We start from the raw sequence: 25,834 nt of genomic DNA, 5'->3' as shown, positions 1-25,834 counted from the left end.
TTACTCCGTTTGGTCAGTGGAAAGATCCAAGGCGATGTTCGCCGTGAGGTCTTTCGGGCAGTTGTGGGGCTTGAGCTTGATGTAGGCCGCGACCTTGGTTTTCGTCAGCCAGGTCAGCACCAGATCGCCGTCTTTCGGCGGCTCGATATCGCCAGGGAACACCTGGCCCGCGAACGTGACGGACTTGGCCATGGCGCGCAGCGGTGCCATCAACTGGTTGGTGTTGACGGCCATGCTGTTGGGGGTGTTGTTCAGTCGGCGATCGGCCACGCGGCGAATCAGCAGCGGGCGGATCTGCCGAGCGGCCTTGTCGGTGATGCGCAGGTATTCCACGACCTGAAAGTCACTGCCGGCGGTGTCCAGCATGTTGCCGTCGCCCCAGTACACGCCCGGGTAGTCGGGATAGGTCTGCGAAACCGAGTAGCGCGCCCGATCCAGCTCGCTGCGCACCGCCGAGGTCAGCGGGACTTTTTCGCCATCGATCGGAACAGGGCCGAGGCCCAGCACAGCACCGGTGGCCACGCGCATCGGGCTGTCAGCGATGCTCACGGAAGCATTGGCCAGGCGACCGGCCAGCACGCCCAGATCATTGCCGTGCAACTGCGGTACGACCAGCACACGCGGCGCGGCCAGGTTGGCCAACAACGCTTTGCGTTCGCTGACGTACTGCGCCCAGTTCTGTTCGGCGGTGATACCAGGCGCGGACGCCATGACGAACACGCGGCGTCCGTAGGTGTTGTTCAGCGCGATCGCTGCGTCATGCATCGCCGACAGCTCGGCGGCAGCGGTCACCGGCTTGGTAATCACCACGGATTCGACGGAGTAGCCCTGCTGCTGGGCCTTTTCCAACGCCTCGTCCCATTTGCCCTCGGCGCCGATCGGAGCCGCGACACATGCCCAGCGCTGGCCACCGTTGAGACGGGCAGCGGTGATTTGAGTTTTCAGGTCGCTGGCCGGAACGCCCAGTTCGGCGTCCAGATCGCTGTCCGTGTTCAGCGGGAGGATCTGGCCGACGTTCTTGCCGGCGGGGCCGATGAAAAGAAAGTAACGCTCAATCTCGCTCACAGGCCCTTGGCCCAAGTTGAGATTGTCGACGGTGACTTGACCGAGTGCCATGCAGTGCCTCGTTAGCGTGGTGAAGTTAGGATTTGTTGCAACACCTGGCTAATCAGCAGGTCGGTGTCGCGTTCGGTTTCGGCGCCGATGAACTGGCGTTTCGGGAGCGTGATTTCCCAGCTCTGCGCACCCGAAGACTCGCTGCGCTGGTCGTCCAGGATGCGAATCAGCAAACCGGCCTTGGCGTAATTCACATGCTCTTGAATCCACGCCACTGACGGCCTGGTCAGGGTCTTTTTGCCGGCCTGACGCACGCGAAAGCCCAACCGGCGCAGGCGCTTGGCCTGTTTCTCGGTGGCAGCCAGGCCCGGCGGGGTTTTGTTCCAGCGACGCATCTGCGCGGCGGTGCGGCGTTCGCTGACACCGTTGTGTTGCTGGGCGGCAACCCATCGGGTCAGGGCGTTTTTCCAGCCCAGTTCCGCTTCGTCAGCGGTCACGCGGGTGACCACCATCAACTTGGCCAGGCCGGCTTCCATCTTCTTTTTGCCCTTGCCGTCGCCTCGGCGTGGGGCGAACGGTGTGCCGTCCAGGTTCTGCTGGTCGCGGACACGCTTGCGACTCATCGTCCGCACGCGCTTGGTCACCTGGTTCAACAACCGGCGGCGCAGTTGCGGCGGCAGACTCAGCAACGCCAGTTGCTCACGCACACCGAGGCGTCCGCGCACGTCGAGTTCGAAGGTGCTACGCCCGGCCATCGGTGGCCACCTCGCCGCGCTCGGCTATCCACAGATCAAAGGGGACAAACGCCCAGGACTTGCCGAAGGCCTCAATCTCGCCTGCAGGATCTTCGGACAGGTACTGCGGCTCGACGAATTCCAGCGTGACTTCCACGTCGAACAGGTCGCTGTCCAACGGTTCAACCGCGAATTCCGGCGCGGGCAGTTCGTGGCGGTCGCGGTCGGCGTCGTGGGTCTCCAGCCAACTGCCGACCAGGGCCATCATGCGGGCCGGATTGGCGGCGAAACGCTCCAGGACAATCACGGCGCGATAGTGCATGTCGGCAAAGTGCATGCCGTCGACGTCGGGTTTCCAGATCAGCGACAGCTTTACCTGCTCCGTCCAGCTGTCGAGCTGTTCAGGCTCGACAAGGCGTCGCTCCAGTAGGTAGGCGGTCAACGCCTGCAGCTTGGTCATAGCAACTTCGCCGTGATGCGGCCACGGCCCTGCAGGGCGCGCACAGCCTGCTGACTGAATGCCAGAAACGTGTCTTCACGCTCCGGCGCTTCTTTGCCGGTGTTCTCGGCGCTCTCGCGCCGGGTAACGGTCGCGAACTGCTGCAGGGCGCTGGCCTTGGCGCGGCAATACACGGCGCGCTTGTACAGCTTGGCTTTGAATGCACGCTCAGGCAGCAGCATCGGATCGGCTGTTTCCACGGCGACGATGCCCGCTGCCAGCCAACTGGTTTTGAGCTTGGCCAGGTCGGTATTGACCTCGGCCATCGCAATAAACAAAGCGTCGGTCAGCAGGTCGCCCAGAAACTCCGCCGGCAGGCGGTAGCCCTTCTGAAACTCGGCCACGGAGAGGTTCGGCCAGAAGCCGTCGTTCTCGATCGCCTGTTCCACAATGGTGGTGGGTTTCCCGGAAAAGCTCATTGCTGACCGCTCGAATTAGGGCGGGGAGACTGTTTTTCGTGGGGCTGTCCATAAATGGCAGACACACGTCCACAGTTCCCCGCTGGGGGGGTAGTCGGTTATTGGGCGCCGGTGACGGCGGGTGCTTGTTTGGCGATCGCCTTGCGGCATTTCGCAATGCGTGTCTCGTTGCCGGCCTTGGCGTACAGCTCGGTGGAGCGCTCCAGATGCCAGAGCGCGGTATCCCACTGCTCAGCCTCCATGGCGCGCATACCGATCAGCTTGTGGTACTTGCTCGGGATCTGTTCCGTCAGCTGCCACTCACCATCGACACGCGGCAGCAGGTCGGACAGGTACGGCTCCGGACTGCGCTGGGCGTTGTACTCGGCGTAAGCCCAATCGATCACGGCATCCGCGACAAAGGTCTGTACGTCGCGCCGTTTGAAGCGCTCCGGCATTTCCTGCTTCTGCTCGATCGCGAAGTCCGCCAGTTCCAAGCCGTCTTCGAACTGCTCGGTGTCGAACAGCCAGACCATCACCTGCACCAGGACGCGGTTCGGCATCACCAGACCGGATTCCATATAGCGCTGGATAAAGTCCTGGTACTTGGGCAGCAGTTCTTCACGCTTGAGGGCCTGACGCCCGGCGAGACCCTTGATATCGCTCAGGCGCTGCAGATCCTGGTCCAGCGAGGCTTCCATCAGCAGCAGGTGCTTTTTCGCGTTGGCCGGGCTGCTCAGGGCTTCCGCCGGCGAATACGCCAGCGGGGCCGCTGCAGCAGCGATCACTGCAGCGGTTCCCTGCGCCAAAGTGCGGCGTTTGTGGGCAAGGGCCAAGCTCATGCGGCCAACTCGACGTTTTCAGTGAATGCGATCTTTTCCAGCTGCTCGATCACGTAGCCTTCGTTTCGGCTGTTGTAGTCCTCGACGCGGGAGCGTTTAGGGTTGTCCACGGTTTGCTTGCGCCAGCTGGAATCCTGGAAGTAGATCGACAGGTTGTCCCAACTGGTGACCAGCACGCCGTTGACCGGAAAGAACGGCACGCTGAAGCTCGGCAGACCACCGTAAGTGGCGATCACCTGGGCGTCCTCGATGCGCTCTTTCTCGGTCGGTGTGTCGCCCTGCTTGGCGTACAGTTTCGCCTTGTCAGCCGCCAACAGGTCAGTGCCGATAATGGCAATCAGGTCGCCACCGTCGCGCAGACGTTCGTCCACCATCTGTTTGGTGTCATGCACCAGGGCGTCCAGATTGGCGTAATCACCATTCGGCCCCAGGATGACTTTGCCAGCGGTTTTGCCTTCCTTGAGCACCTGCTGCGGGGCCTGCTCGCGCAATTGCTGAAGCCAGCCTTTGTTCACATCCTGCAACATCGGATAGGCCGCGATATCGGTTTGCACTGCTGCCTTCAGGCCGTGGAAACCAACCATGATGCGGTCCAGGGCGATCTGTTTCTGCACAGCCGCCGAATAGCGTTGGTGGAAGTCCGGAAACTTGGCCCATGCGTCGATTTTCGCGTACGGCAGACCTACGTCGGATTCGGTAGACGAAAGTTCGTAAGTGGTGTTGTCCAGCTCGGAAGCGTCTTTCGCTTCGCGGTCGGTAGTCTTGGTGTTGGTGCGGCCGGTGACCGGGCCAGACACGCCGATAAATACCTTCTCGCCCTTGATTTCGCTCACGCCAATGACGTTGATGCGCGAAAGGAAGTCCGACTTGGCGGTGATGGCGTCGTTCAGTTCTTGGGTGATGGACGGCTCGACGCTGAACATCTTGCTGGACAGCTCGACACCGTAGGTTTCGGCCATCGCCAGCTGCATCGCAGCATACATTTTGGCGCCGTAAGCGCTCAGAGAACGGGCCATGTCAGAGTACCCGCTCTTTGGCTTTGTCAGCTGCGCCGGTGGAGCGCGGCAACTGACGGCCGGTGCTGGTGTTCTGCAGCGTGGTGAACTGCTTCTGCAGGCTGGTCAACGCTGCAAGCACTGCTTTGTTGCCGCCGCCGTTACGCTTGAATTCGCGTTCTTCTTCGGCAGTAGTGACAATCTCGTCCACGGCCGCGCTGACGTCATCGATCGGGGCTTGATCGGGTTCCGGTGCGTCTTCGGCTGCAGGCTCGATCACGGCCTGAATGCCGGCAGCGACGACCAGCAGCTGGGCCAGCAGGGCTTTCAAAGCCGTTGCGGTAGCTTCATCCATTGGGGGTTTGCTCTCGGTTGGGGTTTGCGGAGTGGTTTCGGTGGGGGTGTCATCAATGCCGAAACGCTTGAACATGCGGGTGAACATGGCCATGAGCCGACCGATCTCGCCCTGCGGCTCGGTTTCGCGCAGAGGACCAAGCTCCTGTGATGCGGCGTAGTAGGCATCGCGACTGGTGCGGCTGGAGAAATAGAGTTCTTGCGTACCGATGCTGGCGGGTTCATCAGTGACCGCGATGCCGGTCATGTAGGCTTTTCCACGACCACGGAAATTCGGCTTGATTTCAATGCTGGTGAACAGCTTTTCGCCCGCGTCGTTCAGACGCAGCAGCTTGTCATTTGGCTTCAGTTGCGCTTCCAGCGCGACTTGACCAGGTTCCAGATCGTCGCCTTCCTCGATCAGACGAACAGCAAAAACCGTCCCGTGGGATCCGAACCAGCGTTCGTGTTCGCACCAGATAACAGCAGTGTACAAAGTCGGCGTGTAGGTCTCGGCGATGTCGCGCAGTTCCTGGGGAAGGATCTCGCGACCATCGACGGTCGGGCCGCTGGTGGCAACACGTTTCCAGTAGGAGACAAGGGAACGGGGCATGAGTGGTAACTGCGCTCAATCGTTGAATGAGCCGCCACGATAGGGAGCCGAAATCCCCCAAACAAACGCTTTCCTTCGGCACGATTCGTAGAAGAAAACTCTACGAATAACGCCGCATTTAAGCCCGCGTTTCCGGCGTTTTCGCCGCATAGACTGCGGCCCATGAACTACCCGACCGAAGTCAAAGAAGCTGCAAAACGCCTCTACCTGCGCCGCTGTTCGGTGAAGGAAATCCAAGCGCACTTGAAGCTGCCGAACATCCGCATCGTTTACTACTGGATCCGCCAAGGCGGCTGGGACGAGATGCTGACGGATGAAGAACCGTTGAGCGCAGTCAACCGGCGAATCACTCTGATCCTTGAGAAGATCGATCCCCTGACAAAAGCCGAACTGGACGAATTGGAGCGGCTGACAAGCCTGCTTGAGCGACTGAAAAAGCTCGCGGCCAAACCAGCGCCGGCGGCGCCTTCAGACCGTCCGGAGGAGTCTCGCGAACGCCAGCCAGGTCAACGCCGTGAGCGTGGCGAGGGCGGCGGCAAAAAGCGCGAAAAAAAGGCCAAGAACGACATCAGCGGTCTGACCGAAGTGGACTTCCTGGATAAGTTCATCTCGAAAATGTACGGCTACCAGAAAGAACTGTTCGAGGCGAAACAGAACCCGCTGACCCGCCGTGTCCGGAACATCCTCAAAAGCCGTCAGGTCGGCCTGACCTACTACTTCGCCGGCGAAGCGTTCATGGACGCCGTGTTGAGCGGTGATAACCAGGTGTTCCTGTCGGCCAGCCGATCGCAATCCGAGATCTTCCGCAGCTACATCATCCAGTTCGCCCAGCAGTGGTTCGGCATTGAGCTGACCGGCAACCCGATCACCTTGAGCAACGGCGCCGAACTGCGCTTTCTCAGCACCAACAGCAGTACCGCCCAGGGTTATCACGGCCACGTCTACGTGGACGAATATTTCTGGATCCGCGACTTCGAAAAGCTCAGTACCGTCGCCAGCGCCATGGGCACCCACAAGAAATGGCGCAAAACCTATTTCTCGACGCCCAGCGCCGTGTCGCACCAGGCGTACCCGTTCTGGTCGGGTGAAGAGTTCCGCAATAGCAAGCGCGGCAAAAAGGCCGGCGGCGTGTGGCCGAGCGAAGCGGCTTACACGCAGGGCGCGCTGTGCCCGGACGGCCAGTGGCGCAAGACGATCACCCTGGACGATGCGATCGCCGGCGGTTGCGATCTGTTCGACCTCGAACAGCTGCAGCTGGAGTACGACGAAGACAAGTTCCAGCAGTTGTTCTACTGCAAGTTCATCGACAGCACGCAAAGCGCGTTCAGTCTCAAGGATCTGGAGCGCTGCTACTCGGATCTGTCGTTGTGGGAGGACTACAACCCTGATCTGGATCGCCCGTTCGGCAACAGCCCGGTCTGGCTGGGCTACGACCCGAGCCGCACCCGCGACGACGCGACCTGTGTGGTCATCGCGCCGCCGCTCGAACCCGGGGCGAAGTTCCGGATTCTGGAAAAGCACAGCTGGCGGGGCCACTCGTTCACCTACCAGGCCGCGCAGGTCAAGAAGCTGACCGAGCGCTTCAACGTGCAGCACATCGGCATCGATGTCACCGGCGTGGGTTACGGCGTGTTCGACCTGGTGCGCGACTTCTACGCCAAGGCAACGCCGATTCACTACAGCCTGGAGGCGAAAAACGCGCTCGTCCTCAAGGCTCAGGACACGATCCAAGGTAGCCGCATCGAGTGGGACGCCGGTTGGACGGACATCGCCCAGGCGTTCCTGACCATCAAGCGCGGCGCCACCAACAGCGGCCAGATCACCTACAGCGCATCCCGTACTGAAGCCACCGGTCACGCCGACATTGCCTGGGCGGTGATGCACGCCCTGGCCAACGAACCTTTGAACACCAACAAGCGGCGCCGTAGCCGCTACGTCACGAGTAACCAGAGCAGCCATGGCCAACCGCAACCGCAATCGCAAAAAACACCACGTAGCCCAACCACAGCAGCAGCCGATGCGCTCGTTTACGTTCGGGGAGCCGGAACAGGTGCTGTCCGGCAACATCGGCGAGTACGTGGGTGTGTTTCCCAGCGACGACGGCAAGATCTACAAACCGCCGGTGTCTCGGGCTGGCCTGGCCAAGCTGTTGCGCGCCAACGCGCACCACGGCGCCATTCCGAAATTCAAGCGCAACCTGTTGCTGCGTGAGTTCATCGCCTCGGCGGGCTGCAGCACGGAGACGATGGGACGCGCCGGACTGGACTACATGGTGTTTGGTGAAGCGTACTTCTACAACGACACCAACGCATTCGGCCAGGTGCTGGAACTGCAGCACCTGCCGGCGATCAACATGCGCGTGAAGGTCGACGGCGGCTACGTGATGCTGCTGCCGGACAACAAGGAAATGGAGTTTGAGGCGCACGAAATCTCCCACGTCCTGGACTACGACGTGGAACAGAACATTTACGGGATTCCGGACTACCTGGGCGGCCTGCAGGCGTTGCTGCTGAATGAGGCCGCCACCCTCTTCCGCCGGCGCTACTACAGCAACGGCGCGCACGCCGGCTACATCTTCTACACCAACGATCCCGACCTGACAGAAGAGGACGAAGACGAGCTGCGCGCCCAAATCAGCGCCAGCAAAGGTGTAGGCAACTTCCGCTCAATGTTCGTCAACATCCCCAACGGCAAAGAGAACGCGATTCAGATCATCCCCGTGGGTGACTTCCAGGCGAAAGACGAGCTGGAGAAAGTGAAGAACATCACCCGAAACGATGTCATCGCGGCCTGGCGGATGAACCCCGCGCTGGCCGGCATCATCCCGGAGAACACCGGCGGGTTTGGCGACATCGAGAAGATTGATCGGGTGTACACCAGCAACGAAATCCGGCCGATCTGCCAGCTGTTCAACCAGTTGAATGATCGGCTGCGCGAAGACAGGCGGTTTAGCTGGAAAACCGCGCCATAAGCAGTTGAAGCCACTGCATGAGACACCTTACTAAGAAATTTCCACTATAAATTGTGGCAACATGGTGGCGATCAGTTGCCCCTGGGGAGGGACATATGCGAGTGACATGTAAGTGTGGAAACAAGGGATTAATCCGGGATAGCAAGCCGCAATCGCCAGATTTTGTGACGCTTTATTGCCAGTGCCTGGACGTCCAGTGCGGGCATACATGGGTGGCCCATTTGACGTTTTCCCACACGCTGAGTCCATCAGCGCAAACCTTCGACCGATTGCTGTTTGATCGTCTTCGGGAAATGCCCAGAGCAAAACAGCGAGAGTTGTTCGAACAACTCGGGGCGCAGGCAGTTGCGTAAGACGTAAATCGCCGACACCTAAACGTCGGCGATCAAGACATCAGCTGTTCGCTGACTCTTCAGGATTGATGGCAAGAATTTCAGATAGCCGACGAAGCTGACCTTGCTCCTTTTCACTCAATGACCGGTATAGGCCTATGAGGCGGCGTTCCGCTTTGCTCAGGTTGTGCCATTCGAACTCGGCAAATCCCAAGCAAAGAGGTTCTTTTTTGATGCGATCCAACATGCTGACTACTCCATAAAGTGCATGGCTGAATCAGCATTGACGGGATGAGCGTCAGCTTTAAAACGCGGGGGCGACGAATGTCGTAAAAGCTTATGTTGCGCGTTAATTCTTCTGACGGGCAGCGTCGTCCGCCATCGCTTTCAGAAATCGGCGGATTGCCTCTTGATCACCTGGCGTGATGGTTCTGTATTGCGTCAAAAGCAGATTCTCAACTTCGGAAAGCGAAGCTTCCGTAGCTGTCGTTTGCTGACCGCTCAGAATGTAATGAACGTCAAAACCTGGCTCGCGCATAACCTTACTCAGATACCACGCTGGGGCATCGCTGCTGCCTGCTTCGTAGTTAGCTTGGGTGCGTTTCGAAATACCAAGAACTTCGGCAACCTGATCCTGAGTCAGCCCGCTTTTCTTTCTCTCTTCCCGCAATCGCGAGCCGATGCTTTCAGAATCGTGCAAAATTTTTCATTCCCGATGTTTACAAATGCACTTATGTGCATCATTCTGCATTCCCGACACATGAAAATGCACGGAATTGCACTATGCCGAACACAAACATCAACGATCAAGCCCGCCAGCAAGCTAGGCAGGGCTTGGAAAAGCGAGGTCAATCAGCGAAAGACTTCGCGAAATTACACGGACTAAACCCCAGCACCGTTTATGCGGTGCTAAGTGGCCAGAGCCATTGTCGCCGGGGAGAGGCACATCGCGCCGCCGTACTACTCGGGATCAAAGACGGCGTGATCGAACAGTAACGGTCCGGACTAACAGGGAACAGTAGAAGATGAAAAGCCCCGTTCTAAAGACGCGCAAGGAAGCGATGCGCGAGATCATTCGCAGCTTTCCTGAGGGACGCGAAGGCGCTGCCGCTCGCTTGGGAATGAAAGTCAAAAAGTTCGACAACCACGCCTATGAGAATGCCGGCTGCAGCCCACTGACGGATGCTCAGGTTTTCATGCTCGAGCAAGCCAGCGGCACCCACCACTTTCCGAACTATGTTGCGCAGATGTACGGCGGTTTATTCGTAGCCGTTGCCGATCCAGAGAAGCTGGACAACGTAGAACTGTATGCCAGATCGGTGCAGGTATCGGCCAAACGCGGCTGCGTTGACCAGGCGATCGCCCAGGCACTGGAGGACGGCTCCATAAGCAAGGAGGAAGCCGAACACATCCTCGCTGCTCACAACCTTCACATGGCCGCACGGCACGCCGAAGTGCTGGCCGCTATCGACCTGTACCGCGCCAAACCGGGGAAAAACCAATGAACAATCAGCCGGCCGTACAGGAATATCAGGACATGCTCAAAACAGCGGCTTTTGCGTTTCTTGAACGTCATCAGTGCGAACACCTGGGCGACGATCAGCAGCTGTTCAAGCGGGCTGTTCAGCACCTTGTGACGGATTACAACGCCACGACGCAGCACGCCGAGCGGCTGGTGCACTTGGCCAACAGTGAAATGTCAGCGGTCAGCGATCGGCAGCGACTGGACGTCATCAACAGCACATCCACGCACACCGTAATTTTCGATACCGCCACCGGTAACGCCTGGGCAATCCCGGTCAGCCTGATCTACGAACGCATCCTCATTGCTCCCGATAACGGGCGCTTCCGCGTCACCACTTCGTAACACCTAACCAACCAATCCCCGATCCCCCATTCCTGTGGGTTTGGGTGAGCTGCGCCCGAAATTGAGGTTTGACGATGGAAAACGCCCTGAACATCAACGCAAAACTGACGCCTGTAGAGGCTCAAGCGCTCTTGGCCAACCTGCGCGAGCAGTACCGTCTCAACTTCAACGAACTCTGGTACGCAGACCAGTTCCGCCTGATCCCCGATGGCCTGCGCCACGGCTCAATCCTCGCGAACTGCCCCGTGATGGCTGCTCAGAAACACCTGATCGGCGCCCTCTCCCTCTGCCTCAAGAAAGCGAAGTAACCATGAAAGAGCAACTGCGCAGCGACGTGATCAAGCGCCTGCAAAACGACTACGGGCTTAAGCAACGGTCAGACGCCCACTACATGCGCGGCGGAACTTGCCCGAAGTGCCGGCAGAAAACGCTGTACACCCGCATTCAGGCTCCGTGGTTGGTGATCTGCGGCAGACCCGAAAAATGCGCGCACACCCTGCATGTGAAGGAGCTGTACGAAGACCTGTTCGAAGACTGGAGCAAGCGTGCGCCGGCCACCGACCAACACCCCAACGCCACCGCGCGTGCCTACCTGGAATTCGCCCGAGGCTTTCGCATCGAACTGATCCAGGGTTGGTTCACTCAGGAAAGCTTCTACTCCGTCGAACACAACGCCGGCAGCGCGACGGTGCGCTTTGCCTTGGAAAAAGGCGGCTGGTGGGAACGCCTGATCGATCGTCCGCACCGCTTCGGCAAGATGAAAGCCCGGTTCAAATCCAAGGACAGCTATCGCGGCGTTTGGTGGTGCCCGCCCTGCGTGGACCTGTTGGAAGCGAAAGAGATCTGGATTGTCGAAGGCATCTTTGACGCCATCGCCCTGGTGCACAACGACATCGTCGCGGTGTCGGCCATGTCTTCGAACGCCTTTCCTGAAGAGTCGTTGCGAGCGCTGGCCCGTGACCGTGAAGGCAAGCTGCCCAAACTGGTCTGGGCACTCGACAACGAACCGGGTGCGCACACTTACACCAAACGCTGGGCAAAGCAGGCACGCGCACTGGGGTTCGTCTGCGAGGCGGCGCAGATCCCACTGCGTGATGGCCGCAAGAATGACTGGAACGACCTGCACCAGCGTTGGGGGTTTATCGAAGATGAGAGCGAGCGCGCCAACCAGGTGGCAGCGGATCTTAAACAGACCCGCCACCTGGGCGCCCTGCTGCTGGCCGAAAGCGCGGCCGAAAAAGCGCTGCTGATGTACGACTGGAACAAGCGCGGGGAATTTCACCTGGGCTTCGGCAGCCGCCTGTACTGGTTCAAGTTGGACATGGAGAAATTCAACCGGGCGATGCAGGACATCGAGGACAGCGAGAACCACGACGACCAACTGCTCAACCAGTCGCAGCAGCGCGAAAAAGCCCTGCAGCAGTCCGGCAGCGTGGTCGAGATCGCCAACTGTTATCCACAGGCGCTGTATTTCCAGCGCAACGAAGTCACGGACGAGTCCTGGTATTACCTGCGCGTCGATTTCCCGCACGACTCCGAGAGCGTAAAGAACACCTTCACCAGCGGGCAGTTGTCAGCGGCCAGCGAATTCAAAAAACGCCTGCTCGGCATGGCCGCCGGTGCCATGTACACCGGCAGCGGCCAGCAGCTGGACAAGCTGATGAAGGACCAACTGTTCGGCATCAAAACCGTGTCGACGATCGACTACGTGGGGTACAGCAAGGAATATGGCTGCTACGTCTATGGCGACTTGGCGATCAAGGACGGCACGACCTACAAGGTCAACAGCGAGGACTATTTCGAGTTCGGCAAATTGCGTCTGAAGACACTGCAAAAAGGCGTCCCGATCAAACTGCAGCGCGATGGCAAGGACTTCAACGAAGCCTGGCTGCCGTTGTTGTGGACCTGCTTCGGTGCCCAAGGCCTGGTGGCCTTGGTGTTCTTTTTCGGTTCGCTGTTCTGTGAGCAAATCCGCGGCCGCTACCAGTCGTTTCCATTTCTGGAAGCCACGGGCGAGGCCGGCGCCGGCAAGACCACTTTGCTCAATCTGCTGTGGAAACTGCTCGGCCGTGAAGGCTACGAAGGCTTCGACCCAATGAAGTCGACGAAAGCCGGTCGCTCGCGGTTGATGGGCCAGGTGTCGGGCATGCCGGTGGTGTTCCTTGAAGCCGATCGCCACGGCGATGATCGATCGCACGCCAAGACCTTCGAGTGGGACGAACTGAAAGACTTCTACGGCGGCGGCACCCTGGCCACCAAAGGCGTGAAGACCGCCGGCAACGAAACGTACGAACCACCGTTTCGCGGCACGATCGCCATCAGCCAGAACGCGGCCGTGGTCGCTCATGAGGCGATCATGACCCGGATCGTCAAGCTGCACTTCATTCGGCCGACAGTGACCCCGCAAAGCCGCGTGGCGGCAGACAAACTGAACGCCCTGGACGGAGGCACGCTGAGCCACTTCCTGATTCGGGCCGTCGGTAAGGAATCGGCTGTGCTTGAGCTGTTCGCCCAACACATGCCCGAACACGAAGCCAGACTGCGCCGCCTGCACACCCACTGCTTTGCCTGCGGTACGGAGTATCCCAACGAGCAAGGCAACTGCAGCAGCTGCGGGTACAACTTGCGCGGTTACATCCGCGTCGAGCGAATCAGCAAGAACCATGCGCAGTTGCTGTCGCTACTCGATGCCCTGCGCTTGATTCTGAAACTGGACGACGCCCAGGTATCCGCAACCCAGCGGCAGATCGTGCGTATGGCCATCGAGCGCCAGGCCTCGATCAGCTCCGACCATCCGGCGGTGGCCGAGTTTTGGGAGGTGTACGACTACCTCCAGTCGCTCAGCGAAGACCCGGTGGTCGACCACAGCAGCGACCCGAACGTCATCGCGATCAACCTCAACGAATTCAGCGAACGCGCCGCCGAGCACAAACAGAAGCTGGCCGACGTGGCGACCCTGCGCGACCTGCTCAAAGAATCCCGTTCGCGCAAATTTCTGGACGCCAACAAGGCCGTGCACAGCGCGGTACGTGCGGCGCTGAACGCCAAAACCCCACTGGCGCCGGGCCGTCCGACGACGGTCAAGTGCTGGATCTTCAAAGCGTAAAAGGAGGCTACACCGATGCAAGTTCAAGTGTTTATGGGCAACGCCGGCGACGGCAAAACCAACAAGCTGCAGGCTGTTCAGGATCGATTGGCGTTTGTGGGCGAAAGCGCGCCGATCATTCAGGCCGGTGCTTACGGCGAAGAAGGTCTGCTGCAGATTCTGGAAGTCCGCGCCGCCGGTGGCCAGCGCGAAATCCTGGTCGACGACTGCAGCCGGCAAAAGATCTTGAAGGTATTGGAGTGGCAATCATGTGTCGAACATGTGCCGGACTATGACGGCCTGGTGATTCACCTGGCGCGTAAGGACTGACGGAAAAGAGAAACGATGTCGAGGAGTCGCACCTCCCCGACATCAACCACCACTGAGGGCAACACCATGGAAGCACAGCACCAAAGCAGCAGCGATTCAAAGGCTAACACACTCAACAACAGTGACCCGCACGCACGGCATCTGATGGCTATCAAAATCGTAGGTACAGCGCTGTTTGATTATCGAGTACTGAAAACTGAAGCAGCGCGGATCCGGCTTGAATGCCTTACCACTTTCGCTAAGGAGCTGGGCGACATTGATGCGGCAGAGTTCGCTGTTGTCGCTCAACTACTGGCAGGCAAATCAACAGCCGACCGCCCCCCAATTGATCGAACTTACTCACTCGAAGGAATCGCACTATGAAAACGCTGTTTGTACTGATGGCCCAATACAACGGCCAAGTGGTAATTCCCCTGGATCGAGTGTGCCAGGATTACTTCACGCACCTGACAACGGATATGTTTCAACGCAAAGTTGGTGCCGGGCAGATAAAGCTCCCGATTACTCGCATGGAGCCGAGCCAGAAAAGTGCGAAAGGTGTTCATATTGCAGACCTGTCGGCCTACCTGGATGAACAGCGCGCTGCAGCAGTCAAAGAAAGTAATCAACTGAATAGCGCGCCGCGCAGCAGCTAATTCACTTCAACGTTTTGGCGCCCAGTTTTACGGGCGCCTGCAGGATGCGCTCGAACCATTCCCAAGTCGCATATACATCCCCTCGCCCGCGCAAGTGGGTATAACGGCGCATTGAGTTCCAGTCTCGATGGCCCGACACGCTCGCCACTCGCGGAATATCCCAATCCATTTCAAAAAGACGACTGACGCCTTCGTGTCGAAGATCGTGAAAGTGCAAATCTTCAATGCCCAGGATTTTGCAGGCCCTTGTCCAGGACGTCGACACGGATTCAGCACTGTAAGGAAAAATCTCAGGCAGCACTTTAGGCATGGTCTGAAGGATCGCCCATGCTTCTGGCGGCAAATGACACCAGACGTCGTTACCGATTTTTTGCCCAGGGTTCTTCATGTCACGAACCAGAACCCGCTGGCCAGCCTCGTCCAAATCATCCCAGCGGATCCGGGTAATCTCTTCTTGCCTACGCGTGGAGAACAACGCGAAGCCCGTCAGCTTAAGCATGTTGATAGAAGTTGGACGACGGGTTTGGATACTTCGGAAGTGCGTAAGCAGTTTGTCGAGTTCGCCCAGGCTCGGCCGGCGATCGCGCTCGCGGCTTTTCATGTTGTAACCGAGCTTTTTTAATACTCGGCGCGCATCCGCCATCGCATGCGGATCCACCTCATAACCCCAAGCGGGCCGAGCGATCGAGAGAACCGCGCCAAGGTGCGCGAGATCGTTGCCAGCCGTCTGCGGCTGAACGCCCCCGCCCTCCTTGCCCATGCGCCATAAAGCATATTCGACCAAGTGCTGGCTGCTCACATCTCTGTCGTTCAACTTCCCCAGATAGGATTCGCTGATCGCCTTCAACGTGCCGAGCTTCGTCTTCCCGAGAGGTCGCGCCTTGGTCATCTCGGCCAAGTACCGATCGATCATTTCCTTGATCGTCGCACCAGGTCGGTTTGCCCGCTCGATCGCACCTGGTTCGTCCAGTTCGGTTTCTCTTTTACGCACCCAAGCCTGTGCGGCCTGTTTTCGGGCGAAGGTCTGACTCTCTTGGTAAACTTGCGTCCCATCTCGAAACAGGCGTATCTGTGCCGTGTAACTGGTGCTGCCGTCGGTGCGTTTCCGTGCTCTGATCGTGGCCATAGTCAACTGGTACAATTTGAAAAGTGGTTGGTACATTGTACCAACCGATCTCAGAAAACGCCTATTTACCCCCTGAAACCGGCTTAGAACACGTAGAGCAAAATGATACAGAATTCAGCTACATACCCAACAAACACCGGCTCTACGCTGTCTAGAAGGTTCTCCGTTGCGCCCATGATGGATTGGACTGATAGGCATTGCAGATATTTCCTACGCCTCCTGTCGAAGAACGCCCTGCTCTACACCGAAATGGTCACCACTGGCGCTCTCCTCAACGGCGATCACGAACGTTTCCTCCGTCACAACGAAGCCGAGCATCCGCTGGCGTTGCAGTTGGGTGGCAGTCTTCCGCTCGATCTGGCCGCCTGCGCGCGCATGGCCCAGGAGCATGGTTACGACGAGGTGAACCTGAATGTGGGCTGCCCGAGTGATCGGGTGCAGAACAATATGATTGGTGCGTGCCTGATGGGGCATCCGCAGTTGGTGGCGGATTGTGTGAAGGCGATGCGCGATGCGGTGTCGATTCCGGTGACGGTGAAGCATCGGATCGGGATCAATGGGCGGGACAGTTACGCCGAGTTGTGTGATTTCGTCGGTACGGTGCGGGATGCCGGGTGTACCAGTTTTACCGTGCATGCGCGGATTGCGATTCTGGAGGGGTTGTCGCCGAAGGAGAATCGCGACATTCCGCCGCTGCGTTATGACGTGGCGGCGCAGTTGAAGGCGGATTTTCCGGAGCTGGAGATTGTGCTGAACGGCGGGATCAAGACGATGGAGGCCTGCCATGAGCATTTGCAGACTTTTGACGGTGTGATGCTCGGGCGTGAGGCTTATCACAATCCGTATTTGCTGGCGGAGGTCGATCAGCAGTTATTCGGTAGCAGCGCGCCGGTGATCAGCCGTGCCGAGGCGCTGGCGCAGTTGCGGCCTTATATCGCCTCGCATTTGCAGGCGGGCGGCGCGATGCATCACATCACGCGGCATGTGCTGGGCTTGGGCACCGGGTTCCCGGGGGCGCGTAAATTCCGTCAGTTGTTGTCGGTGGATATTCACAAGGCCAAGGATCCGCTGGCGTTGCTGGATCAGGCTGGCGAGTTGCTACAAGGGCGTTGATGCCCTCCCTCCGTAAAATGCGCCAGGCGGGTTGATCCGCCTGGCGTGCACATCACCCCGCTGCCGCTTCCGTCCAGTTCACCCAGCCAAACACCCACGTCGCCAGAATCAACAAGCCAAACGCGATCCGATACCAGGCGAACGCGGCGTAGCTGTGGTTAGCGATGAATTTGAGCAGGCCGCGCACGGCGATCATGGCGAAGATGAAGGCGATGACGAAACCCAGAGCGAACACCGGCAGGTCGCTGGCCTGGAACAGGTCGCGGTATTTGTAGCCGGAGTACACCGCCGCGCCGACCATGGTCGGCATGGCGAGGAAGAACGAGAACTCTGTGGCGGCTTTCCGGGACAAGCCGAACAATAAACCGCCGATGATGGTCGAGCCGGAGCGCGAAGTGCCGGGGATCATCGCCAGGCATTGCACGAAGCCGATTTTCAACGCGTCTGACCAGCGCATCTCGTCGACATGTTCGACGCTCACGACGTGGCGGCGTTGTTCGGCCCACAACATGACGATGCCGCCCACCACCAGTGCAACTGCCACGGTGATCGGGTTAAACAGGTATTGATGGATTTTGTCAGCGAACAACACGCCAAGTACCACCGCCGGAAGAAAGGCGATCAGCAGATTGAGGGTGAAACGTTGCGCATTGCGTTGGGTCGGCAAGCCTTTGACGATGTCGAAGATCTTCGGTCGAAACTCCCAGACCACGGCAAGAATCGCCCCCAGCTGGATAATGATGTTGAACGCCATGGCGCGTTCGCCGCCGAAGTCCAGCAGGTCGGCGACGATGATCTGGTGGCCGGTACTGGAGATCGGCAAGAACTCGGTCAGGCCTTCTACCGCGCCCAAAATCAACACCTGGATAAAGGTCCAGAAATCCATTAATCCTCCGTCAGAGCGCTCTTGATGAGCGACCGGTCAACTGCATTCAGGAATTGAGTATCTGAAGTTAAACAATCGGTATAACGACACCCATCGCCCGATCAGGCGTCGGAGAATATGTCTTATCAAAAGACACACTCAAGCCATGTTAATAAACGTCCGCCTACGAACCTCTGTGAAAATATTCAGGCATTTAGTGGCAAAAAGTTCGACCAGCCAATAAAGTGTGATCAAGCTCACACTATCTCGTGAACGCGGACAGTGGCAATTGGACATGAACAAAGCCGTGGCCACAGATTCAAAATAGTGGCACAATTCCACATTGCCATCATGTAACGACTAGTTCACAGCCCCGAGAAAATCAACTAAAAGCTTGAAATGCTTAATTATTGTTAGAAAACTCGGGAGCCACGTCTAAAAATCGCGTGAATGTTACCAATTGTCAGTCACAGATGAGAACCGGTGCTTTAACATCCCGATGTCAGCACCTAATTCGAGTCAATGCATGATGCTCTCAGGGAACTTGGCGACTAGAAGTCCGCGCCCGACAAACGACGAACCCGGTGTTCTCACTCTGGGCCGTACCCGTGGCGTGGCTGAACATTTTAGGACGCTGGTCGCACAGCACGTACGCACTGATATGGCACTTGAGGCCGGTTCGTACACTAGTTCATATAAGCACAATGAACTTTCTGGTTCGTATCGGGCCATCTTTCTCGTTATCGACAGTCCACAAGCGCTGGAAGACAATCTTGCGCTGATCGAGAACCTGCGCACCGACAACTTGAAGCCGATAATCTGCGCGGTCATCACCGGTCGCGGCGCCTTCAACAAGATCAAGTACTTTCTGGCCGGTGCCGACTTCTGTATCAAGCTCAATACTCTTTCCGACGAGGGCACAGAGTTGCTTGGTGAGTTCTTCAACAGCGAAGAATGGCAGCGGGATATCAATCTGACGCTCGACCCGACGCGTATCTGCCTGCTGGGCACCAGCCAGAAACTCGACATCTCGTTTGCCGAGATGAAGATCCTGGAAGCCTTTGCGCAGACCAGCAACCACATCCTCAGCCATGATGAAATCGCCAGCATCATGGGGCTCAATACCAATTTCTACGACCCGAGAGCGCTGGAAAAATCGATCAGCCGCTTGCGTGGAAAAATCAAGGACATGTATGGTACAAACGCGATTCAGAGTATCCGCGGCTATGGCTATCGCCTGATGCGGGGTCTGATATCGACTGCCTGACTCTCGGGCAGCCATCCTCTTTGCATACTTACGAAGGATCGTCATATGCAACCATACAGCTCTAGTTGTACTTCAAATCTACTAATAATCAAGCAATTGAATGAGCGCGGCTACACCGAACCATAACAATAAACTTAACAACATAGCAGCAGAACGAGTGGAACTTATCGAGGGCCATTTTGGGCCCAGACCCTGCCTGTCGATTACTTCCAAGGAAGTCATTGCTCGCCTGCCGATTTATCTTTTCGCCCATTTTGGTGCACATTTTAGGAGAGAGACATGGAAACGAGTACAACCCTCCCGAGAAAATATTTTGTCGTCGTGACTCACAGTACAACGTCGCAGCGTGAACTTGAGAGCATTCTGTCCAGCGAGCGCTTCAATTCGTTTGGCACGTCTCAGGCACAAATGTTTATTGAAGGTGCTACTTCGCCCTCTTCCGCCCCCCTGCTGATGGAGTTCTCTTACCCAAGCGGCACCCGGAAAAACGTCGCCCGCACAATTGAACACGATACTCAGCGCATACTGGCCACCCTCGAGTCGGAATGGCTGGCCGCGCAATCGGCAACTCCGTTTCACAAAGTCCCGGCGATGAACGCGGACACCAGCCACCAGACTTCAGCCAATGAAGACGGCGCACCGTGCAGCGAGACCTGGCACCTGGACAACGATCAAGGCGCACTGGTCAAGGAAGGCGTCGAGATCAGCCTTACCGGGCTTGAGACCGCGTTGGTCAGGAAGATGCTCAATCACGAAGAACGCGTGGTCAGTCGAGATGACCTGATCCTCAGCATCGGCCGCGAGCCGGAACAGTATCGTGGCCTTGAGATGTGCCTGAGTCGCCTGCAGGACAAGTTCAAAAGTGCCAGTAATGGTGAGCGCTTGTTTCGTGCCGTAAGAAACCGCGGTTATTGCCTCATCCAGGACATCGTGGCGTAAACACCGACGATATCCACGAACAAGACAAACAGAACAGTGCGATTACAAAAACAACAAGAGCACTCTGTTTGACTTCACCTCCCCTGGTAAAATAAAGCTCCCTGCCTCCACCCCTCCTACAGTAACAAACACAACATAATTTATTCACCCTCCGTTCTGCGACCTTTTCTAACAGCCTTGTATTTGATTATTAAAAAGTTGGCATTGTGCCATCTTGTTAGAACTCGTCAGACACCCTCTCCGGCAATAACTTAGTCTATTGATTGACGACAGTTCGGCCTATCGACGTTGTTACCTCAGGACACTCGTCCAATAACAACAACAAGCCTACTAGCAACTCGGACTTCAACTGTCGAAACCTGAATGGACGTATTTCTGGGGATATCTCATGGAACTTTCTCTACGGATCAATCGAAATAACGGCCTCAAGGGACTTACCTTCTGGGGCCAATGGGCGCTGGCGCAGAGTTTCATTGTTGCGCTGTTGTTCATGCTGGCTGAACAACACACAGGAACGGTCGAGTTCTATTACCGCATGTGCGCGACACTGGCGGTACTGGCCTCGGTGCCGGCGTATACGTTCAGCGGCGTGTATCGCAAGCAGGACAATTACCTGACCGGGCTCGGGCGTTTGTTCATGGGCTGGTCGATGACCATGGTGGCGCTGGCTTGTATCGCGTTCGTGTGCAAGGCCGACGAGGTGTTCTCCCGTGAAGTGACGCTGAGTTGGGCGGTGTACGGCTTCCTCGGTCAGGCGCTGTTGTACGCGCCGCTGCATGCATTTTCCAAGTACTACCAGCGTTCCCGCACCAGCGCGCAGAAGACCCTGATCGTCGGAACGGGTGAGTTGGCACTGGGCCTGGCGAAGAAGATCAGTCAGGTGGAAAACCTGCCGCTGGTCGGTTTGGTCAGCAATGGTGCGACGGCAAATCTGGATGCGGACGCACCACGTGTGGTCGGTGATCAGGAAGATCTGCTGCAACTGATCAAGGACCATGACATCCGCCGTTTGTACATCACCCTGCCACTGGCGGAAGCCGCGAAAATCGAAGCGATGTATGTCGATTTGCTGGGTGCCAACGTTGATGTGGTCTGGGTACCGGACTTGAACAGCCTGACCCTGCTCAACCACTCAGTGAAGGTGGTGGACGGTCTGCCGGCGATCTGCCTCAACGAGAGCCCGCTGACCAGCCGCCCTACCGCTGCCCTGAGCAAAAGTCTGGTGGAAAAAGGCGTGGCGTTGCTGGCAATCATCCTGTTGAGCCCGCTGCTGCTGCTGATTGCGCTGGCGGTGAAGATCAGCTCTCCCGGCCCGGTGTTCTTCAAGCAGGATCGCCACGGCTGGAACGGCAAGGTGATTCAGGTCTGGAAGTACCGCTCAATGCGCGTTCACGATGACCGCGAGGTGATCCAGGCCAGCCGCAATGACTCGCGCATCACTGCGGTCGGGCGCTTCATCCGCCGCACGTCGCTGGACGAACTGCCGCAGTTGTTCAACGTGCTGCAGGGACAGATGGCCCTTGTCGGTCCGCGTCCGCACGCGGTGGCGCACAACAACTACTACTCGGGGAAAATCCTCGCGTACATGGCCCGTCACCGAATCAAACCGGGTATCACCGGCCTGGCGCAAATCAGCGGCTGCCGTGGCGAGACCGACACCATCGACAAGATGCAGCGTCGCGTCGAGATGGACCTGCATTACATCAACAACTGGTCGTTGTGGCTGGATCTGAAGATTCTGGTGAAGACGCCGTTTACGTTGCTGTCGAAAGACATTTATTGATGGGCTGGTGCTAGGCCAGGCAATACCGCAAGGGGACGAAAGTCCCCTTTTTTGTGGGCGGGGTTTAGAGGGAACGGGTATTGATGCTGGATGGACTGACGCCATCGCTAGCAGGCTAGCTCCCACAGGGGATCTCGGTATGGATCGGGATTTGTGGCCTGCCGCAGAACTCATTGTGGGAGCTTGCCTGCAAGCGAAAGCGGTGGGTCAGGCAGCATTGATGTTCAATGGACGGACGCCTTCGCGAGCAAGCCCACTCCCACAGGGGATTGGGCGCTGGATCGGGATGGGTGGCTGCCGCAGGTCCCTTTGTGGGAGCGGGCTTGCTCGCGAAAGCGGTGGGTCAGGTGGCATTGATGTCGAATGCGTTGACGCCTTCGCGAGCAAGCCCGCTCCCACCGGGGATTGGGCGTTGGATCGGGATGGGTGGCTTGCCGCAGGTACCTTTGTGGGAGCGGGCTTGCTCGCGAAAGCGGTGGGTCAGGCGACATTGATGTCGAATGCGCTGACGCCTTCGCGAGCAGGCTCACTCCTACAGGTTCCGGGGGTTACTCGGTAATCTTCGAGAAGTTGCGGTAGAACATGTCGCCCTCGCGGCTGTCGGTCATCGAGTGCAGCTGGAAGCTGCGATTGAGCCTTGCGCCGCCGTCACGGGTCAGTGGGGCCCAGACGAGGTTGGCGCGGCGCATGGTCGACATGCTCATCATTTCGTCGAACGGGATCGACAGATAGATACCCTTGTCGAAACTACCCTCCCCGTACTCCGCACTGCCGGCGGTGGTGATCGTGGCCCAGGCGCCGAAGCGCACGCCGTTGAAGAACTCGCGGGAGATGTCGAGCGTGCCGCCCCAGTCGCCTGCCAGATAGCGACCGACGCTGACCGCAGCCAGCGTGTCGTACGGCAGGTCGGTGTAACCGGTGATGTGGCCGGTCCAGATCGAGTAGTCGCGCAGGCCGAAACCCTGGTCGAATTCACGCTGGCGTACATAGTTCAGATCGGCGCCTACCGACCAGCGCTCGCCGGTCGGACGAAACAGCACCTCACCGCCGACACCGGCAAACATCGACTCCAGATACCCGCCATAGACCATGCCATACAGGTCTTTGTCCAACTGCTCGGCATGGCTGACCTGGAACAATGGCATGGTCACCTCCGAGGTGGTCAGGTACTGACGCAAATCGGTGCGCACCCGCGGCAGACCGCTCGGCGCATCGTAGCTGAACTTGTCAAAGTTGTTCGCCAGGTTGGCACTGAGCAGCCCGCTCCACCAGGTGTTGCGGTTGAAGCGGTACTCGGCATCCGCGTCGGCACTGAACTGATAGAGCAAGCCATCAGGGCCGCCGACGTTTTGCTTGAAGCCCAGGCCGACACCATAACTGAAATGCTGCGGCGCTTCGGCATAGAGGGTTTTCTCGTTGTGCGGCATCGCCGGATTGATCTCGGTGGTGCGGTGCAACGACTCCAGCGGCTCCTCGTTGTTGATCACTTCACGGAAGGTCTGGCGTGGCACGCTGGTCTCTTCCAGCGGCAAGTCGTAGCGCTTGTTGACCACGGTGAACCAGTTGATGTCGTCGTTCACACTGTTGTCGAGAATCCGGCTCGCGCGGCCAACTGCCTTGGACGAATGGAAGTAGCGCTGCTGCTCGCCGTACACGATCAACTCGGAATCGCGCTGGCTGATGCGCTCGACCTTGTACCCGGCATTTTGCTGCAGGCGTTGCGACACATCGGCCCAGTTGACCTGATCGAGCGGCGTGGTCGGCACCTTCGCCGGCAACGGTTCGGGCGCCGGGTCGTAGGTCTTGGCCGGCGCCTTGCGGCCGACGAAATTGGTGTGAAAAGTCACGCCGAACATCGCCGTGTTGCCACGCTCCCACGCCGCGCTGACGTCAACCGAATCGGTGACCTTGAACACTGCGCCGAGGTTGATCGGCGAGTCCTGCACGATCACGTTGTCCTTCGGTTCGTGCTTGTAGTCGTTGCCTTCGTATTCGAGTTTCAGGCTGAGCCGATCCCACGGCGTCTGATAGCTCACGCCGCCGAAGAACGAAGGCTTGCCGCGAAAGTACGAACCGGCGTTGACGTCGCCGGTGCCTTCCATCGCGGGCCGGGTCTTGAAGCGATCATCGAGATAGCCCAGCGGGTTGTCGATGTCGCCGCGATTGCCCAGGTACCCCCAGGCAATGCCGGCACTGAAATCGAAATTGTCATAGCGCTTGTTGGCGACGAAATATTCACTGGCGAACAGGCCGGTACCGCCGATGTCCCGGAAGCCGATGGCGAAGTCGGGTGCCCAGTGGCTCTCCTCCCACAACCGGACTTTGACGTCGACCGCCTTATCCTTATAGCTCTGGCTGCCGCTCATCGACTCCGGCCCGTACGGGCGGTTAGTGATGGCGGTGTAGCGGAACGAGCCTTCGAGCCAGTCCAGCGGCTGCAGCGACACGCTGTAGCGGCTGTAAGGCTCGGTGCGGTTGGCGTTGACACTCAGTTCGCCGGCCGGGGCCATGCGCGCCGTCGGCGTCTGCAACAGCCCCGTGCCACCGAAATCATTTTGAGTAATGCGCGGCTCGGCATGCACCAAACCGCACGGCAATAACAACACAGCTGCAACACGTAACTTCAACGAACCACCTCAGCCAGCTGCGTGGCAATCAATTCGGCCAACTGCTGATTCAGTTCAGGAACAGGCGGATCAAGATCATCGTTTTTCACCGGCACCAGAATCTTGCTGCCGGCCACTGGGAAGTGCCCACTCTCGCGATTCCAGTGCGCAATGCCCACGCGCCGGACCGCACCATTGGGCTGGATCAGCCACAGATAATCGGCCTCGGCATCGTCTAGCGGCGTGCAACTTTGCAGGTACTCGCGCGCCTCCAGCAGCGGCTGATAAGGCACGTGGCAAGTGTCGGCAACCGCGCCCAGCACTTGCACCTCATCGACCCGCTTCGGGTAGATCAGACGATCGCCGTCATCCAGGCGAATGTTGCGCGCGAAACCGACTTCCACCGCGACCGGATCGAGATCCGCGACCTGCCGGCCAGTGACCGCCATCTGCTGCACCTGCCCGGACAGGCGCAACGCCAGTGCCGCCCGACCGGGGCGGTCGAACAGCGCAGCCATGCGTTGCAGCACATCCAGATCGAACAGCACCCCAGCCTTGAGCCGGGCCTGCTCGTCCAGCAACGACTGACGCAGCAACTCCCCCGCCAGCCAGTAACCTTCGGCATTCGGTTGCGCCACGCTGATCACGTCAAGCAAGCGCCCGCCTGGTGGCAATTCGACCGGTCCCGGATTGGCGACGTCGCCGCTGACGGTGACCGCTGCCTGACCGACGCCGCTGATCAACAACAGGCAAGCCGATAACATCCGCAAGCGCTTCACGGCAGATGCCTGCGATCAGGCGTCAATTGCACGATGCGCACGCGCAATTGCGAGGTCAGTTGCTGCTCGCTCTGCACAATGAAACCGTCCACCGGATCAACCCAATAATGGTTGGTCGCACGCAGGCCGATGGCCGGGACGTCGATCTGCTCGTCGACACGCAGCACGGTGTATTCCTTGTCGAGAATGTCCAGGGTTTGCGTGGACCGGCGCAAAAAGCGGCTGTTGACGATCAAGCCGACTTCCTGCCCCTTGTAAAGGTCGATCCAGCGCTGGGTGGTGAAGCCATCGGCAACGCGGTGCAGGCCTTGTTTGAACGGCGCGTCGTCGGACAGCCGCGTGCCGTCCAGATCACCCTCCACGCCAAGGCCGATGGTGCGCACGGCGAGGCCGTCACGCAGCAGCAATACCTGCTTGCCGGAGGCAACCCAGAACTGCAGGTCTTCACGCTCGCGCACCAGCGCCAGCACCCCGGAGCCGGACGGCGTGGTCAGTTTGATTTGCGGGTACTTGACCTCGGCCACCTGAGCCGCCGTCACATCCAGATCATCCGGGCCGAGCACCGCTGATTTCAGGTTGCGCACCGAAGCGGTCATCAGCGGGTTACAGCCACACAGCAACAAGGCCGCCATCAGGCAGACGCCAACTTTCAAGGTTTTCACAGTC

Annotated in this window: 29 protein-coding genes; 15 read left to right on the top strand and 14 right to left on the bottom strand. The window is 58.5% G+C overall.

The features are described 5' to 3' along the window. The 7 genes from U862_RS0114895 to U862_RS0114865 form a co-directional block, all read right to left on the bottom strand. The gene (locus U862_RS0114895) at window positions 1-1,116 is read right to left on the bottom strand and encodes a DUF2586 domain-containing protein (RefSeq protein WP_025111122.1); all 1,116 of its coding nucleotides are present in this window, start codon (window positions 1,114-1,116) and stop codon (window positions 1-3) included. 11 nt (window positions 1,117-1,127) lie between these two features. After that, entirely contained in the window at window positions 1,128-1,811 is a 684-nt protein-coding gene (locus tag U862_RS0114890; RefSeq protein WP_025111121.1) for a phage virion morphogenesis protein, read from the bottom strand. Continuing rightward, the gene (locus tag U862_RS0114885) at window positions 1,798-2,250 is read right to left on the bottom strand and encodes a phage tail protein (protein WP_025111120.1); all 453 of its coding nucleotides are present in this window, start codon (window positions 2,248-2,250) and stop codon (window positions 1,798-1,800) included. The genes U862_RS0114890 and U862_RS0114885 overlap by 14 nt, the downstream gene beginning before the upstream one ends. Next, window positions 2,247-2,708 carry a head completion/stabilization protein gene (locus U862_RS0114880; protein ID WP_025111119.1) on the bottom strand — a complete coding sequence of 154 codons (462 nt, stop codon included), beginning with the start codon at window positions 2,706-2,708 and terminating at the stop codon, window positions 2,247-2,249. Before U862_RS0114880 ends, U862_RS0114885 begins: the two co-directional genes overlap by 4 nt. A gap of 98 nt (window positions 2,709-2,806) precedes the next feature. Continuing rightward, a complete protein-coding gene (gene gpM, locus U862_RS0114875) occupies window positions 2,807-3,529 on the bottom strand; it encodes a phage terminase small subunit (RefSeq protein WP_025111118.1) in 723 nt (240 codons plus the stop codon). Further along, a complete protein-coding gene (locus tag U862_RS0114870; protein ID WP_025111117.1) occupies window positions 3,526-4,545 on the bottom strand; it encodes a phage major capsid protein, P2 family in 1,020 nt (339 codons plus the stop codon). Before U862_RS0114870 ends, gpM begins: the two co-directional genes overlap by 4 nt. A gap of 1 nt (window position 4,546) precedes the next feature. Then, window positions 4,547-5,470 carry a GPO family capsid scaffolding protein gene (locus tag U862_RS0114865; RefSeq protein WP_025111116.1) on the bottom strand — a complete coding sequence of 308 codons (924 nt, stop codon included), beginning with the start codon at window positions 5,468-5,470 and terminating at the stop codon, window positions 4,547-4,549. A 162-nt stretch (window positions 5,471-5,632) separates the two neighbouring features. Here U862_RS0114865 and U862_RS0114860 point away from each other — a divergent pair, with 162 nt between their 5' ends. The 3 genes from U862_RS0114860 (at window position 5,633) to U862_RS29645 (ending at window position 8,794) form a co-directional block, all read left to right on the top strand. Beyond that, window positions 5,633-7,681 (top strand): terminase large subunit domain-containing protein, encoded by a 2,049-nt coding sequence (locus U862_RS0114860; RefSeq protein ID WP_025111115.1) that lies wholly within the window; start codon window positions 5,633-5,635, stop codon window positions 7,679-7,681. After that, window positions 7,593-8,441 (top strand): phage portal protein, encoded by an 849-nt coding sequence (locus U862_RS0114855; protein WP_025111114.1) that lies wholly within the window; start codon window positions 7,593-7,595, stop codon window positions 8,439-8,441. Before U862_RS0114860 ends, U862_RS0114855 begins: the two co-directional genes overlap by 89 nt. Before the next feature lie 95 nt (window positions 8,442-8,536). After that, entirely contained in the window at window positions 8,537-8,794 is a 258-nt protein-coding gene (locus U862_RS29645) for an ogr/Delta-like zinc finger family protein (protein ID WP_081794887.1), read from the top strand. 40 nt (window positions 8,795-8,834) lie between these two features. Here the strand turns inward: U862_RS29645 and U862_RS0114850 are convergent, their stop codons facing one another. Together U862_RS0114850 and U862_RS0114845 are read right to left on the bottom strand one after the other, a co-directional pair. Further along, on the bottom strand, window positions 8,835-9,020 hold the full coding sequence (locus tag U862_RS0114850; RefSeq protein ID WP_025111113.1) for a hypothetical protein: 186 nt from the start codon (window positions 9,018-9,020) through the stop codon (window positions 8,835-8,837). A gap of 102 nt (window positions 9,021-9,122) precedes the next feature. Then, window positions 9,123-9,473: a helix-turn-helix domain-containing protein gene (locus U862_RS0114845; RefSeq protein WP_025111112.1), complete on the bottom strand. Its 351-nt coding sequence runs from the start codon at window positions 9,471-9,473 to the stop codon at window positions 9,123-9,125. Between the two features lie 83 nt (window positions 9,474-9,556). Between U862_RS0114845 and U862_RS0114840 the strand changes: the two genes are divergently transcribed. From U862_RS0114840 to U862_RS0114805, 8 genes are all read left to right on the top strand, one after another. Continuing rightward, window positions 9,557-9,769 carry a DNA-binding protein gene (locus U862_RS0114840; protein ID WP_025111111.1) on the top strand — a complete coding sequence of 71 codons (213 nt, stop codon included), beginning with the start codon at window positions 9,557-9,559 and terminating at the stop codon, window positions 9,767-9,769. Window positions 9,770-9,798: 29 nt separating this feature from the next. After that, window positions 9,799-10,278 (top strand): YmfL family putative regulatory protein, encoded by a 480-nt coding sequence (locus U862_RS0114835; protein ID WP_025111110.1) that lies wholly within the window; start codon window positions 9,799-9,801, stop codon window positions 10,276-10,278. Further along, window positions 10,275-10,640 (top strand): hypothetical protein, encoded by a 366-nt coding sequence (locus tag U862_RS0114830; RefSeq protein WP_025111109.1) that lies wholly within the window; start codon window positions 10,275-10,277, stop codon window positions 10,638-10,640. The genes U862_RS0114835 and U862_RS0114830 overlap by 4 nt, the downstream gene beginning before the upstream one ends. A 74-nt stretch (window positions 10,641-10,714) precedes the next feature. Then, complete coding sequence (locus U862_RS0114825; protein WP_025111108.1) at window positions 10,715-10,948, top strand: hypothetical protein; 234 nt, start codon at window positions 10,715-10,717, stop codon at window positions 10,946-10,948. Between the two features lie 2 nt (window positions 10,949-10,950). After that, window positions 10,951-13,746, top strand: coding sequence for a toprim domain-containing protein (locus U862_RS0114820; RefSeq protein WP_025111107.1), 2,796 nt, complete (start codon window positions 10,951-10,953; stop codon window positions 13,744-13,746). A 15-nt stretch (window positions 13,747-13,761) separates the two neighbouring features. After that, complete coding sequence (locus U862_RS0114815) at window positions 13,762-14,055, top strand: hypothetical protein (RefSeq protein ID WP_025111106.1); 294 nt, start codon at window positions 13,762-13,764, stop codon at window positions 14,053-14,055. Window positions 14,056-14,121: 66 nt separating this feature from the next. Further along, the gene (locus U862_RS0114810) at window positions 14,122-14,418 is read left to right on the top strand and encodes a hypothetical protein (protein WP_025111105.1); all 297 of its coding nucleotides are present in this window, start codon (window positions 14,122-14,124) and stop codon (window positions 14,416-14,418) included. Continuing rightward, window positions 14,415-14,690 (top strand): pyocin activator PrtN family protein, encoded by a 276-nt coding sequence (locus U862_RS0114805; RefSeq protein WP_025111104.1) that lies wholly within the window; start codon window positions 14,415-14,417, stop codon window positions 14,688-14,690. Before U862_RS0114810 ends, U862_RS0114805 begins: the two co-directional genes overlap by 4 nt. Before the next feature lies 1 nt (window position 14,691). Here the strand turns inward: U862_RS0114805 and U862_RS0114800 are convergent, their stop codons facing one another. Next, complete coding sequence (locus U862_RS0114800; RefSeq protein WP_025111103.1) at window positions 14,692-15,816, bottom strand: site-specific integrase; 1,125 nt, start codon at window positions 15,814-15,816, stop codon at window positions 14,692-14,694. 102 nt (window positions 15,817-15,918) lie between these two features. On the opposite strand from U862_RS0114800, the gene dusA reads away from it, so the two are divergent. Further along, window positions 15,919-16,929, top strand: a complete 1,011-nt coding sequence (dusA, locus tag U862_RS0114795) for a tRNA dihydrouridine(20/20a) synthase DusA (protein WP_029977666.1) — start codon at window positions 15,919-15,921, stop codon at window positions 16,927-16,929. Window positions 16,930-16,981: 52 nt separating this feature from the next. Here dusA and U862_RS0114790 read toward each other — a convergent pair whose 3' ends face one another. Next, on the bottom strand, window positions 16,982-17,815 hold the full coding sequence (locus tag U862_RS0114790; RefSeq protein WP_025111101.1) for an undecaprenyl-diphosphate phosphatase: 834 nt from the start codon (window positions 17,813-17,815) through the stop codon (window positions 16,982-16,984). Window positions 17,816-18,320: 505 nt separating this feature from the next. On the opposite strand from U862_RS0114790, the gene U862_RS0114785 reads away from it, so the two are divergent. The 3 genes from U862_RS0114785 to U862_RS0114775 all read left to right on the top strand — a co-directional run bounded on the left by U862_RS0114785 (window position 18,321) and on the right by U862_RS0114775 (window position 21,783). Next, window positions 18,321-19,061, top strand: a complete 741-nt coding sequence (locus U862_RS0114785) for a winged helix-turn-helix domain-containing protein (RefSeq protein WP_025111100.1) — start codon at window positions 18,321-18,323, stop codon at window positions 19,059-19,061. A 279-nt stretch (window positions 19,062-19,340) separates the two neighbouring features. After that, window positions 19,341-20,000: a helix-turn-helix domain-containing protein gene (locus tag U862_RS0114780; RefSeq protein WP_025111099.1), complete on the top strand. Its 660-nt coding sequence runs from the start codon at window positions 19,341-19,343 to the stop codon at window positions 19,998-20,000. 388 nt (window positions 20,001-20,388) lie between these two features. Further along, complete coding sequence (locus U862_RS0114775; RefSeq protein WP_025111098.1) at window positions 20,389-21,783, top strand: undecaprenyl-phosphate glucose phosphotransferase; 1,395 nt, start codon at window positions 20,389-20,391, stop codon at window positions 21,781-21,783. Window positions 21,784-22,331: 548 nt separating this feature from the next. Here U862_RS0114775 and U862_RS0114770 read toward each other — a convergent pair. Genes U862_RS0114770 through U862_RS0114760 form a run of 3 tightly spaced genes read right to left on the bottom strand, consistent with a single transcriptional unit; the run spans window position 22,332 to window position 25,830 of the window. Then, on the bottom strand, window positions 22,332-24,410 hold the full coding sequence (locus U862_RS0114770; RefSeq protein WP_025111097.1) for a YjbH domain-containing protein: 2,079 nt from the start codon (window positions 24,408-24,410) through the stop codon (window positions 22,332-22,334). Continuing rightward, window positions 24,407-25,168, bottom strand: coding sequence for a capsule biosynthesis GfcC family protein (locus U862_RS0114765; protein ID WP_025111096.1), 762 nt, complete (start codon window positions 25,166-25,168; stop codon window positions 24,407-24,409). The genes U862_RS0114770 and U862_RS0114765 overlap by 4 nt, the downstream gene beginning before the upstream one ends. After that, entirely contained in the window at window positions 25,165-25,830 is a 666-nt protein-coding gene (locus U862_RS0114760; protein WP_025111095.1) for a YjbF family lipoprotein, read from the bottom strand. The genes U862_RS0114765 and U862_RS0114760 overlap by 4 nt, the downstream gene beginning before the upstream one ends. Window positions 25,831-25,834: the final 4 nt, after the last annotated feature.

It is taken from the genome of Pseudomonas sp. H1h, from assembly GCF_000633255.1.
Taxonomy (GTDB): domain Bacteria; phylum Pseudomonadota; class Gammaproteobacteria; order Pseudomonadales; family Pseudomonadaceae; genus Aquipseudomonas.
This window is presented reverse-complemented; position numbering and strand designations above follow the sequence as displayed.

What these genes read in the sequence shown, in the direction of transcription:
- U862_RS0114790 (WP_025111101.1), bottom strand. Translation starts at nt 17,815, where the DNA reads ATGGATTTCTGGACCTTTATCCAGGTGTTGATTTTGGGCGCGGTAGAA.
- U862_RS0114780 (WP_025111099.1), top strand. Translation starts at nt 19,341, where the DNA reads ATGGAAACGAGTACAACCCTCCCGAGAAAATATTTTGTCGTCGTGACT.
- U862_RS0114830 (WP_025111109.1), top strand. Translation starts at nt 10,275, where the DNA reads ATGAACAATCAGCCGGCCGTACAGGAATATCAGGACATGCTCAAAACA.
- U862_RS0114880 (WP_025111119.1), bottom strand. Translation starts at nt 2,708, where the DNA reads ATGAGCTTTTCCGGGAAACCCACCACCATTGTGGAACAGGCGATCGAG.
- U862_RS0114840 (WP_025111111.1), top strand. Translation starts at nt 9,557, where the DNA reads ATGCCGAACACAAACATCAACGATCAAGCCCGCCAGCAAGCTAGGCAG.
- U862_RS29645 (WP_081794887.1), top strand. Translation starts at nt 8,537, where the DNA reads ATGCGAGTGACATGTAAGTGTGGAAACAAGGGATTAATCCGGGATAGC.
- U862_RS0114890 (WP_025111121.1), bottom strand. Translation starts at nt 1,811, where the DNA reads ATGGCCGGGCGTAGCACCTTCGAACTCGACGTGCGCGGACGCCTCGGT.
- U862_RS0114860 (WP_025111115.1), top strand. Translation starts at nt 5,633, where the DNA reads ATGAACTACCCGACCGAAGTCAAAGAAGCTGCAAAACGCCTCTACCTG.
- dusA (WP_029977666.1), top strand. Translation starts at nt 15,919, where the DNA reads ATGATACAGAATTCAGCTACATACCCAACAAACACCGGCTCTACGCTG.
- U862_RS0114805 (WP_025111104.1), top strand. Translation starts at nt 14,415, where the DNA reads ATGAAAACGCTGTTTGTACTGATGGCCCAATACAACGGCCAAGTGGTA.
- U862_RS0114835 (WP_025111110.1), top strand. Translation starts at nt 9,799, where the DNA reads ATGAAAAGCCCCGTTCTAAAGACGCGCAAGGAAGCGATGCGCGAGATC.
- U862_RS0114775 (WP_025111098.1), top strand. Translation starts at nt 20,389, where the DNA reads ATGGAACTTTCTCTACGGATCAATCGAAATAACGGCCTCAAGGGACTT.
- U862_RS0114865 (WP_025111116.1), bottom strand. Translation starts at nt 5,470, where the DNA reads ATGCCCCGTTCCCTTGTCTCCTACTGGAAACGTGTTGCCACCAGCGGC.
- U862_RS0114825 (WP_025111108.1), top strand. Translation starts at nt 10,715, where the DNA reads ATGGAAAACGCCCTGAACATCAACGCAAAACTGACGCCTGTAGAGGCT.
- U862_RS0114895 (WP_025111122.1), bottom strand. Translation starts at nt 1,116, where the DNA reads ATGGCACTCGGTCAAGTCACCGTCGACAATCTCAACTTGGGCCAAGGG.
- U862_RS0114800 (WP_025111103.1), bottom strand. Translation starts at nt 15,816, where the DNA reads ATGGCCACGATCAGAGCACGGAAACGCACCGACGGCAGCACCAGTTAC.
- U862_RS0114810 (WP_025111105.1), top strand. Translation starts at nt 14,122, where the DNA reads ATGGAAGCACAGCACCAAAGCAGCAGCGATTCAAAGGCTAACACACTC.
- U862_RS0114785 (WP_025111100.1), top strand. Translation starts at nt 18,321, where the DNA reads ATGATGCTCTCAGGGAACTTGGCGACTAGAAGTCCGCGCCCGACAAAC.
- U862_RS0114850 (WP_025111113.1), bottom strand. Translation starts at nt 9,020, where the DNA reads ATGTTGGATCGCATCAAAAAAGAACCTCTTTGCTTGGGATTTGCCGAG.
- gpM (WP_025111118.1), bottom strand. Translation starts at nt 3,529, where the DNA reads ATGAGCTTGGCCCTTGCCCACAAACGCCGCACTTTGGCGCAGGGAACC.
- U862_RS0114815 (WP_025111106.1), top strand. Translation starts at nt 13,762, where the DNA reads ATGCAAGTTCAAGTGTTTATGGGCAACGCCGGCGACGGCAAAACCAAC.
- U862_RS0114820 (WP_025111107.1), top strand. Translation starts at nt 10,951, where the DNA reads ATGAAAGAGCAACTGCGCAGCGACGTGATCAAGCGCCTGCAAAACGAC.
- U862_RS0114885 (WP_025111120.1), bottom strand. Translation starts at nt 2,250, where the DNA reads ATGACCAAGCTGCAGGCGTTGACCGCCTACCTACTGGAGCGACGCCTT.
- U862_RS0114870 (WP_025111117.1), bottom strand. Translation starts at nt 4,545, where the DNA reads ATGGCCCGTTCTCTGAGCGCTTACGGCGCCAAAATGTATGCTGCGATG.